An 11297-nucleotide genomic window follows, 5' to 3' on the forward strand; every position below is an offset into this window, starting at 1 on the left:
AAAAAACGCTGTTTTTTCAGTCAAAACACTTGAAATAAAAAAAATATTACGGTATACTGTATTTAAAATAGGTTTTAACTATTTTGTAAAATTTAAGGAGGAAAAGATGAATAAATCTGAATTATTATCAAGCATAGCTAAAAAAAGTGAGCTATCAAAAGTAGAAAGCGAAAGAGCTTTAAACGCATTCATTAAAACTGTTGAGGAAACATTAGCAAAAGGTGAAAAAGTACAATTAGTAGGATTTGGTACATTTGAATCAAGAGAAAGAAAAGCTCGTGAAGGAAGAAACCCAAGAAATCCTGAAGAAAAAATTCAAATTCCTGCATCAAATGCGCCTGTATTTAAAGCTGGTAAATCTTTAAAAGAAGCAGTTAACAAGAAAAAGAGTAAATAGTTTATAAATCAGGCCTATGGCCTGATTTTTTAATTATTAAATTTTTAATTATCAAAGAAAGATTGATTATGATTTACGATTTTTATATTAACAAAGACATAAAGGATAGATTTAGAATTTTATCTGATGATAAGCTTATTTATTCTGGATACAAGGAAGGAAATAGCACTTCGTTTTTCGATGCATTTATCGGTTCAAGCTTTGACAAGGGATCGAATTTTGTGTTTTACGATGAAAACGAAGATGTCGTGATGAAAGTTGAGCGTATTTTTTATGATAAGAACAAAAAATACGTAATAAATTCCAAGAATGTCAATTTTACATTAGAATCTGACATGTCTAACACTATTAAATACGACAACGACAAAGTAATTGATATTTCAGATTTCAAACATATCAATGTACTGTATTTTGGTACGATAGAATTAAATAAGAAAGGTTTCAGCATTTACGAAAAGTTTACATTGGATGTAAAGGATGAAAACTATACATTTGTTGTCATTGCTGTGGCTTTGTTTATATGGGATGTATATATTAAAGAAAGATTAGGATTTATAAAATAATGAGTAAAACGGATTTTTTTGTAAAAAATTTTGGCAGCAGAAATGATGCCAAGAAGAAAATCATTTCAATTTTGTTGGCTAACTTATTGGCTGCTGTTGCGATTGACTTTTTCTTCAGTCAAAAGAACTTCTTGAGTGGTGGTTCTACTGGTATTGGATTGTTGGTTCAATATATGACGGGAATTCCTACTGGAGTTACAGTGTTCTTGCTTAATATTCCAATTATGATTATTGGATACAAATATTTAACTAGACAATTTGTAAACTACGCAGCGATTTCTACGATTGTGTTGTCTGTGTATTTGACATTGTTCCACTATCTTCCAAATCCATTTATTTTAAAGGATGATATGCTTGTAGCTGTAGTTGGCGGAGCGATAAATGGTACTTCGATGGGTACGCTTTTTAGGTTTGGTACATGCAGTGGTGGATTGGATATCATAGCTGCGATTATGAAAAACGAAAAAGATATTTCGATAGGAAATGTACTTATGGCTTGTAACGCAGTAATCATCGCTATAGGTAGTGCTTTGTACGGTATTGACAAGGGATTTTACACTATTATTTCTATGTTTGTAGCTTACAGAGTTTTGGATAAAATCGAATTGGGTATTGGCGAAACAAAACAAGTTTTCGTTATTACTTCAAAAAACGAAGAAGTTGCAAATATTATTATGCAAGATATGAACCGTGGTGTTACTCTCTTACACGGAGAAGGTGCTTATTTTAATAACGACCAAGATATAATCTTCTGCGTGTTGAAGAGAGCGCAGGTTGCTTATTTGAAGAAGAAATTGAAGAAGATTGACCCACGTGCATTTATTACAGTAAATGACGCATATGAAGTGTTGGGTAAAGGATTCGAAAAAGAAGAATATTAAGGAGTGGTATTATCAAAAATTTATTAATAGCACAATCAGGTGGACCGACTTGTGCCATCAACGCAACATTGGCTGGTTGTTACAAAAAGGCAATTGAGCTAGGATTTGACAATGTTTACGGTGCATTATACGGTGTGCAAGGATTGTTGGATTCCAAAATCATAGATTTGAAATCACAAATAAAAACAGATGAAGATTTGAACAGATTGAAAATCACTCCAGCAAGTGCATTGGGCTCTTGCAGATACAAAGTGGATAGCGAAGAAAAACTTGCGAAAATCGTGGAAATTTTGAAATCATTTAATATCAATTATTTTATCTACATTGGTGGCAATGATTCGATGGACACAGTGTATCAATTATCCAAATACATCGAAAAAATTGGAGAAGATATTCATGTAATGGGTTCTCCAAAAACAATCGACAATGATTTATTCGGAACTGACCATACGCCAGGGTTTGGATCTGCAGCTAAGTTTGTAGCGAATTCTGTCTATGAAATAGCAAAGGATGTCGAAATCTACGACTACAGAACCATAACTATTGTAGAAATAATGGGACGATACGCTGGATGGTTGACAGCAGCAGGTGCAATCTCCAAGAAACTTTGTAACCTTGGAGCAGATCTTGTGTATATAAGTGAAGATACATTTGAGTTTGATAATTTAGTAAAAGAAATCAATGAAAACTTCAAAAGAACGGACAACATTTTGATTTTAGTAAGTGAAGGAATCAAAGATTCTTCCAATAACTTCATATCCAAAACATCTGGCAAGAAAGACAAGTTCGGCCATGCACAATTGCAAGGACCGTCTCACATAATCAGAGACAAATTAAAAGAAATTTACGATATGCCGATTAGAAGTATCGAACTTAACATACTTCAAAGATGTGACATGTCATTTGCATCTAAGACAGACATCGAGGAATCATTCGAAGTTGGAGAATTTTCTGTTGAATGTGTGGAAAATCATTCGGGCAAAATGGTTGGAATCAAAAGAATTTCCAACAAACCTTACAAGACAGAATTCGAACTTGTGGATATAGAAAAAGTTGCCAATAAAACGAAGATGATAATTCCAAAATACACAGACAGCCATTTCCAAATCGACGACGAATTTATGGACTACATTCTTCCTTTAATCGAAGGAGAAATAGACGTAGAATACAAAAATGGAATAGCACAATACTTTGCATTCGACAAAGAAGACATTGTGAATTTGTAAAATCAAGAGCAGAGTTTGAAATAATTCTGCTCTTTTTTAAAAATTTGTAAAAAACACTTTACAAACCAATCTAATTGTGCTATCATAGAAAGGTAATCGTGGTTCATTAGCTCAGATGGTAGAGCACCTGACTTTTAATCAGGGTGTCCCGGGTTCGAGTCCCGGATGAGCCACCAATAGCCGAGCTTTTGTAGCTCGGTTTTTTTAATTTGAGGTGAAAAATGTATTTAATTGTATCCACATTGATATTATTATTTTTATTAATATCAATTTCGTACAAAATCAACATAGTACAATACGAAATAAAATCTGAAAAGATTGACCGCGAGATGAATATATTATTCTTGTCAGATCTTCATTCGTGCGATTATGGTATCAATCAAAAGAAATTAATGGACAAAATAAAATCTGTTGATTGTGATGTGATTTTATTAGGTGGAGACATTGTAGATGATAAGTTGAAACCAAAAAAAGCATTTGAATTACTAGAACAACTGCAACAACTGGGCAAGAAAGTTTACTACGTTCATGGAAATCACGAAAAAAGAATAGAAAATCTGGACGAAATAGATAAGGCAATCAAAAATTATGGTGTACAAATTCTAGATAATGAAGAAGAGTTCTTATCGAACAACATTAAACTTATCGGAGTGGATGATTCATCTGGAGAAATCTTGGACGATTATGAGAATGAATTAGACATATTAGATGACAATTTGAATTCAGAAAATTTTAATATATGTTTGATTCACAAACCTGATTATTATTTCAAGAAAAATCTGAAAAAATTCGATTTGATGATATCGGGGCACACTCACGGTGGACAATGGAGACTTCCTTTTATATTCAATGGAATTATATCTCCGGGACAAGGTTTATTTCCGAAATATGCAGGAGGAATATACAACGACGATTATACACTTATTGTGTCACGTGGACTTGCCAAGGAAAAGACCGTCGTTCCAAGGATATTTAATCGACCAGAAATCAATTTAATAAAATTAACGAATATCAACAATAGTTAAGAAAAGTATACAATGCTTGGAAAACTATTGTTTTTTTATTTTATTGTACTAAAATATAATTAAAGGTAAATAAATTATTACTAGACAACGAAAGGAGACAATATGAAATACTCAATGAAAAAGCTAATTGCAACAATGGCAGTAGTATTTGTTGTAATAGCTGGACTAAATGCTAGTCTTGTAAACAAATCAGAAACGATTTCAAGTTCAGGGATAGAAGTCGAGGACGATAATAAGTACGTTTCACTATCGCATGAAAATGTTGGAGGAGAAATGGAATATGAAAAATCGGGCTACAATGGAGTACTGAAAAAATCAATCCGTCCAGACTATGAAGAAGAGGGTACGTTGTATTACAGATACTCTGGAAATTTAAAGAAACAATAAGGAGACAAAAATGCTTACTTACAAACTAAAAAAATTATACAGATACAAGATGATTCCATTTTTGATTCTGTTTTCTATTACTATGGGTATTGTTGCTTTTTTCCTACATTTTAATACAACCAACCATGCTTTTGATTTTCTCATTTCAAGTCATATGTCGATTTCTAATGATATTAGTTGGGATGAAGTCGTCATCAAAAAAACTGATTGGAAGAAAATAACACCGGAAGAACCAGACAAAAAAAGCTACGAAGAACACAAAGCGTACCTAAATCAAGGGAAAAAAGTGTTACAAAACTTGATGAAAGCTCATGGTCTTGATGAAAACTACAAGTATAACAAATCTAACTATAATGAAAAGGATATCATAAAGTACACTAATGAATTGGATGCTCTGAATAATAAATACAATACAGATGAGAACATGGATAATCCTAAGGAACTTAGGACATCTGTACTGAGCGGAGAAGGCTACATAAATTTCTTGAAAGATAGAAACTCCGTAGAAGATAGATTGATTGACGAGAATGACAATCACAGTTTTAGTAAAGTTGTATTTGATGAAGCTGGTGTGATTTTTGGAGTTGTGCCAATAATTTTGCTAGGATTTGTGATGATTTTCACAATGAGAGAAGATGATATAACTTCCGTCACTTCGAATTCTAAAATAAAGGATGTAGCGAACGATTTTGGTATTATTATGTGTATGATTGTGATGTACATTTTCATTTCATTATTTACAGTGTTCGTAGCATCTTTAATAACTGGAAATGGCGTGGGCGATTTATCATATCACTACGATTCTACATTTGTTATTAGGACTGTTCAGGACAGGGGTGGTTCGATACGCGAATACTCATACGTTATGAGAACGCCTTTGTCCACATTTTTTAAGAGTGTATTTCCTTTTGTGTTAATCACTATGGCGTTTGGATTTGCGTTTTCTTTTGTTGATAAACTTATACAAAACACTAAAGTAAAGTATTTTACTTTGATTTTGATAATGAGTTTGCTATTGGTTGATTTTAACTTTTTCAATCATGCATACAATCCTCTAAGCTTGTTTAAGTCGTTTTCGTTAAAACCTGTGATTGCTACAGTGGTTATGCTTTTGATATCAGCTATAGGTACGGTTTTACTGAACAGGAGAAAAGAATTCACATCACTTGACACATACAAAGAGCGAAATGTATTCAACCTAAAAGGTTCCATTAAAAACCGTGTTCTATCATTTAATGGTTTTTTGATATTATTTGTCGTGTGTGCTATTTTGGTCGGAAATATCTGCTTACAAAACAATTGGCATAATTTTAATTCAACTCAAATTAAAAACTATAACCATCTTAATTCTACTAGGGAAAACTCGGTTTATAGGGATATTGATGAGATTAAGGCACAATACGGCAATAGCAAAAGAGCAAAAGAAATGATAGATTCTCATTCAGATACTTTGGAATTTTGCAAAAATGAGAACAAATACTTCGATGCTTACGAAAATAGATACAAATCTCCCCAAAAGTTCATCAATTTAAATAAGGTAAGGGTTACTGAATTTAATCGTGTATTTTATGAAGGAACAGCTAGTGAAACAACTGGAATGGTGGATTTATTCAACGATTTTGCACTTGAAGGAGCATTCTTCAAACAAAAATACATGATAACCAATAACATTATGCCAACTGACAAATATTATATTCCGGAATTAGGAATTGATTATAATCCTTTTGATGTGGATAGCTTCAAGGGAACTTTGCCTAAAATCAACTACTATATTACACATGGAATATCAGAGAGAACAAATGCTTTTGGGATGTTGCACGATTACTTCTATCTCAAGTTAAATGTGGTGATGATTGTATTTGCGCTATTGTTGTTCACATCTACAGTTATAAAATCGAACAAGCAACTTGAACTAAAATCGGTACTTCCTGTAAGTAGAACAAAATCTTACAAGTCCAAGATTATAGAAAGTGTAATATACGCGATTGGTATCAACATTATTGCAACTGTAATATTATTCTTAGCTGGTGGTATTATAGGTGGATTTGGAGATGGTGATTTTCCAATTATTAACTATATTGTGGATGGTGGAATTATTTATTCAAATGTCGGCCCATTTCTGGTGTATGCACTAGAATCTTTTGCAATAACTGTGTTGTTTACGATATTTATCAGTATGTTTGTAAATGCTATGTACACTGCTACTAACAAACTATTTACGATATTAATATCCATAATTGCATTGATAATTTCATTCACGGCAATTAAATACATGGGAGCAATCGGATCTTTTATTCCATTTAACTATGTGGATTCGGGATTTGTAGCTACGGAATTTTTGTCGGCGTTGATAAGACAGAATTCTTATACACTGGTTATGGCAGTTGTAGTTCTTGTGATTAGTTCGATATTGTTTTATGTATTGGGTAGAGTTTCATTTGGCAGGAGGAAATAATGTTAGAAGTTGTAAATATTGAAAAAAGTTACGGTAATAAAAAAATACTTCAAGGTATATCTTTTAGTATTGAAAAGGGACAAATCAAAGCGTTGGTAGGACCAAATGGCTCTGGTAAGACTACTTTGATGAATACTATGACTAATCTTCTTAAAAGAGATGGCGGACAAGTACTGGTAGACGGCAAGGAGTTTAAGGATGAGAAGATTTTCAATCATATTTCTTTTTTCAAAGATGAGAAAATCCTAGACGAAAACTTGTACGGCATGGATTATCTAAACTACATCAAAAATGTGTATAAAAGAACCAAGGATGATGTGGATAAGGTAATCAAAGAAATAGGAATCGAAAGTTTCGTGAAGAGTAAAACTGGGTCGTATTCGCTGGGAATGAAAAAGAAGTTGATGCTCGCGATGGATTTCTTGCCACAAAGAGATATTATTTTGCTTGACGAACCACTTTCTGGTCTTGACCCAACTAGCGTTATCAAAATGATGGCTCTTATTAAACAAAAAGCGAATGATGGACAAGGAATTTTAATATCCAGTCACTCTTTAAATGATATCGACGAAATAACCAATAATATTTTGTTCTTAAAAGACGGGAAAATTTTGGAAGAAGTTTTGGAAAATGAAAAATTCATAGAGATTATTTCAAGCGATAACGAAAAATTATCATCTGTTTTGCAATCAAAAGGTTTATATATGGACAAAAATATGATAAGTTTAAACAGCAATAGTATTAATGATATTTTGTCTATTATAATAGAAAATAATATTGAGATTTTGGATATCAAAAGACGTTCCAAAACTTCTCAAGAAAGATACAAAGAAATTTTCGGAATTTAAAATAAAAATATGCAAAAAATCAAGAATTTGTTTGACATATCATAATGTTAATGATAGAATATACAAGGATAAATAAGAATATCTTGTATATTCTTTTTTTATGCATAAAATAATTTTAGGAGGTGGAAAATTTGCCAACAATTAATCAATTAGTAAGACAAGGAAGAAAATCTAAAACTTACAAATCTGATTCACCAGCTTTGAGTCGTAACTTCAACAGCATCAAAAAAAGCTATACAGAAGCTAACTCACCTCAAAAAAGAGGCGTATGTACTTCAGTAAGAACTATGACTCCTAAAAAGCCTAACTCAGCACTTCGTAAGGTTGCCAGAGTTCGTTTAACTAATGGTATGGAAGTTTTATCTTACATTCCAGGTATCGGACACAACCTACAAGAACACAGTGTTGTATTAATCAGAGGTGGTAGAGTAAAGGACTTACCAGGGGTAAGATACCACATTGTTAGAGGTGCTTTGGATACTGCAGCTGTTCAAAACAGAATGCAAGGTCGTTCAAAGTACGGTGCTAAGAAACCAAAGAAATAAAACAAAAACAAAAGGTATTAGTGTGAATAAAAGATTTTAATATACATTTATAGCACAGCGATGTAATTCGAGTACCTGAGAAATACTAAATAGTAAGGAGGGAAGCGAAGTGCCAAGAAAAGGACATGTTCAAAAAAGAGAGGTAATGCCAGATCCAGTTTACGATGATAAGACAGTTACTAAGCTTATCAACAACATTATGTTAGACGGAAAAAAAGGTACTGCCCAAAAAATTGTTTATGGTGCTTTTGATATTATCAAAGAAACTACAGGAGAAGACGCTCTTGAAGTATTCTACAAAGCAATGAACAATATTATGCCTATCTTAGAAGTTAAGACTAGAAGAATAGGTGGAGCTAACTACCAAGTTCCTATCGAAGTTAGACCAGAAAGAAGACAAACTTTAGGTTTGAGATGGTTAACAACTTATACAAGAGCTCGTGGTGAAAAAACTATGGTTGAAAAGTTAGCTAAAGAAATCATGGATGCAGCTAATAACACTGGTGCATCAGTTAAGAAGAGAGAAGACGTACACAAGATGGCTGAAGCTAATAAGGCTTTTGCACATTATAGATACTAATCTATCGGAAAGTAAGTAAGGAGAAAAAATGGCTAGACAAGTTTCATTAAAAGATACAAGAAACATTGGTATAATGGCCCATATTGATGCCGGTAAAACGACAGTTACTGAACGTATTTTATACTATTCAGGTAAAATTCATAAAATTGGGGACACTCACGACGGTGCCGCTCAAATGGACTGGATGGTTCAAGAACAAGAAAGAGGTATTACAATTACTTCTGCAGCAACAACTTGTTTCTGGAAAGGTAACAGAATCAATATCATCGATACACCGGGTCACGTTGACTTCACAGTTGAAGTAGAAAGATCTCTTAGAGTTCTTGACGGTTCAGTTGCTTTATTCGATGCGAAAAGCGGTGTAGAACCACAATCAGAAACTGTTTGGAGACAAGCTGATAAATATGGCGTACCAAGAATTTGCTTCATCAATAAAATGGACGCAACAGGCGCTGATTTCTTTATGTCTGTTGACACTATTAGAGAAAGATTGAGAGCAAATGCTGTACCTATCGAAATTCCTATCGGAGCTGAAGATAAATTCGTAGGTGTAGTTGATCTTATTACAATGAAGGCTAATATCTACAAAAACGAACTAGGAACAGAATTCACTGTTGAAGATATTCCAAGTGACTTAGTAGAAGTAGCTGAAAAATATAGAGCAGAATTATTAGAAAACATAGCAGAACACGATGAAGAGTTAATGGAAAAATATCTTGAAGGTGAAGAATTAACTGAAGAAGAAATCAAAAGAGCTATAAGAACTGCAACAATTGCTAACGCAATGAACCCAGTACTTTGTGGTTCTGCATATAAGAACAAAGGTGTTCAACCACTATTGGACGCTATCGTTGATTATATGCCAGCACCAATTGATGTACCTGACATTAAAGGTGTGGATCCTCAAACTGATGAACCAACAACAAGAAAATCATCAGATGAAGAACCATTCGCAGCATTAGCATTCAAAATCGCAACAGACCCATACGTTGGTAAACTTGCATTCACAAGAATTTACTCAGGAACTGTTGAATCAGGAAGCTATGTTTACAACTCAACAAAAGGTAAGAGAGAAAGAATTGGTCGTATCTTAATGATGCACGCTAACAAGCGTGAAGAAATCGAAAAAGCATACGCTGGAGACATCGTAGCTATTATCGGTTTAAAAGATACAACAACAGGGGATACTTTATGTGATATGGATAGCGAAGTTATCCTTGAAAACATGGAATTCCCAGATCCAGTAATTTCTGTAGCAATCGAACCTAAAACAAAAGCAAGTCAAGAAAAAATGGGTATCGCTCTTGCAAAACTTGCAGAAGAAGACCCAACATTTAGAACATATACAGACGAAGAAACTGGCGATACTATCATTTCTGGTATGGGTGAACTTCACCTTGAAATTATCGTTGACAGACTTTTACGTGAATTCAAAGTAGAAGCTAACATTGGTAACCCACAAGTTGCTTACAGAGAATCAATCACTCAAGCAGCTGAAGCTCAAGGGAAATACGTTAAACAATCAGGTGGTCGTGGACAATACGGTGATTGTACTCTTAGAGTTGAACCACTTGACAACCCAGAAGAATCAAATGGTATCGAATTTGTTAACGCAATTGTCGGTGGTGCTATTCCAAAAGAATACATCCCATCAGTTCAAGCAGGTGCTGAAGAAGCAGCTCAAACAGGTATCTTAGGTGGATATCCAATGCTTGACATGAAGATTACTCTTTTAGATGGTTCTTACCACGATGTCGACTCATCAGAAATGGCATACAAAATTGCCGGATCTATGGGCTTCAGAGCAGCAGTTGCTAAAGCAAAACCAATCTTATTGGAACCAGCGATGAAAGTTGAAATCACAACTCCAGACGAATATTTGGGAGATGTAATGGGAGACGTTTCATCAAGAAGAGGTAAGATTGACGGTATGAATCCTAAAAATGGTGTACACGTATTAGATGCGTTTATTCCATTGGCAGAAATGTTTGGATATGCAACAGACTTAAGATCAAAAACTCAAGGTCGTGCAACATATTCAATGCAATTCGATCATTATGAACAAGTTCCTAACTCAATTTCAGAAGAAGTTATAGGAAAAAAGAATAATAAATAGGAGGCTTATAAATGAGTAAAGCTAAATTTGAAAGAAATAAACCACACGTAAACATTGGTACAATCGGTCACGTAGACCATGGTAAAACAACATTAACAGCAGCAGTAACACTTGTATTAAACAAGAGAATGGGCTCAGGAGAATTCGTAGACTACGCTAACATCGACAAAGCACCAGAAGAAAGAGAAAGAGGAATCACAATCAACACTTCTCACGTAGAATATGAAACAGAAAAAAGACACTACGCACACGTAGACTGTCCAGGCCACGCTGA

The 11297-nt window shown here is 33.8% G+C and carries 12 protein-coding genes and 1 tRNA gene; all 13 read left to right on the forward strand.

The features are described from left to right. Nucleotides 1-67: 67 nt before the first annotated feature. Complete coding sequence (locus B9N53_RS01605) at nt 68-397, forward strand: HU family DNA-binding protein (protein ID WP_275077120.1); 330 nt, start codon at nt 68-70, stop codon at nt 395-397. Nucleotides 398-465: 68 nt separating this feature from the next. Then, nucleotides 466-960 carry a hypothetical protein gene (locus B9N53_RS01610; RefSeq protein ID WP_094203417.1) on the forward strand — a complete coding sequence of 165 codons (495 nt, stop codon included), beginning with the start codon at nt 466-468 and terminating at the stop codon, nt 958-960. Continuing rightward, entirely contained in the window at nt 960-1841 is an 882-nt protein-coding gene (locus tag B9N53_RS01615; protein ID WP_002841214.1) for a YitT family protein, read from the forward strand. Before B9N53_RS01610 ends, B9N53_RS01615 begins: the two co-directional genes overlap by 1 nt. A gap of 26 nt (nt 1842-1867) precedes the next feature. After that, complete coding sequence (locus B9N53_RS01620; protein ID WP_080565305.1) at nt 1868-3067, forward strand: diphosphate--fructose-6-phosphate 1-phosphotransferase; 1200 nt, start codon at nt 1868-1870, stop codon at nt 3065-3067. A gap of 100 nt (nt 3068-3167) precedes the next feature. Further along, nucleotides 3168-3243: transfer RNA gene (locus tag B9N53_RS01625), tRNA-Lys, on the forward strand. A 45-nt stretch (nt 3244-3288) separates the two neighbouring features. Further along, entirely contained in the window at nt 3289-4092 is an 804-nt protein-coding gene (locus B9N53_RS01630) for a metallophosphoesterase (protein WP_002841365.1), read from the forward strand. Between the two features lie 102 nt (nt 4093-4194). After that, the gene (locus B9N53_RS01635) at nt 4195-4479 is read left to right on the forward strand and encodes an isoleucyl-tRNA synthetase (RefSeq protein ID WP_094203418.1); all 285 of its coding nucleotides are present in this window, start codon (nt 4195-4197) and stop codon (nt 4477-4479) included. A gap of 10 nt (nt 4480-4489) precedes the next feature. Next, complete coding sequence (locus tag B9N53_RS01640; RefSeq protein WP_094203419.1) at nt 4490-6934, forward strand: hypothetical protein; 2445 nt, start codon at nt 4490-4492, stop codon at nt 6932-6934. Next, the gene (locus tag B9N53_RS01645; RefSeq protein WP_094203420.1) at nt 6934-7782 is read left to right on the forward strand and encodes an ABC transporter ATP-binding protein; all 849 of its coding nucleotides are present in this window, start codon (nt 6934-6936) and stop codon (nt 7780-7782) included. The genes B9N53_RS01640 and B9N53_RS01645 overlap by 1 nt, the downstream gene beginning before the upstream one ends. Nucleotides 7783-7913: 131 nt before the next feature. Continuing rightward, on the forward strand, nt 7914-8327 hold the full coding sequence (rpsL, locus tag B9N53_RS01650; protein WP_002835374.1) for a 30S ribosomal protein S12: 414 nt from the start codon (nt 7914-7916) through the stop codon (nt 8325-8327). A 109-nt stretch (nt 8328-8436) separates the two neighbouring features. Beyond that, nucleotides 8437-8907 (forward strand): 30S ribosomal protein S7, encoded by a 471-nt coding sequence (rpsG, locus tag B9N53_RS01655; protein WP_002835373.1) that lies wholly within the window; start codon nt 8437-8439, stop codon nt 8905-8907. Nucleotides 8908-8935: 28 nt separating this feature from the next. Then, entirely contained in the window at nt 8936-11023 is a 2088-nt protein-coding gene (gene fusA / locus B9N53_RS01660; RefSeq protein ID WP_094203421.1) for an elongation factor G, read from the forward strand. Between the two features lie 11 nt (nt 11024-11034). Then, the coding region (locus tag B9N53_RS01665) for a GTP-binding protein (protein WP_242432383.1) at nt 11035-11297 on the forward strand (263 nt) is incomplete at its 3' end.

The organism is Finegoldia magna (genome assembly GCF_002243175.1).
Classification (GTDB): Bacteria; Bacillota; Clostridia; order Tissierellales; family Peptoniphilaceae; genus Finegoldia; species Finegoldia magna_J.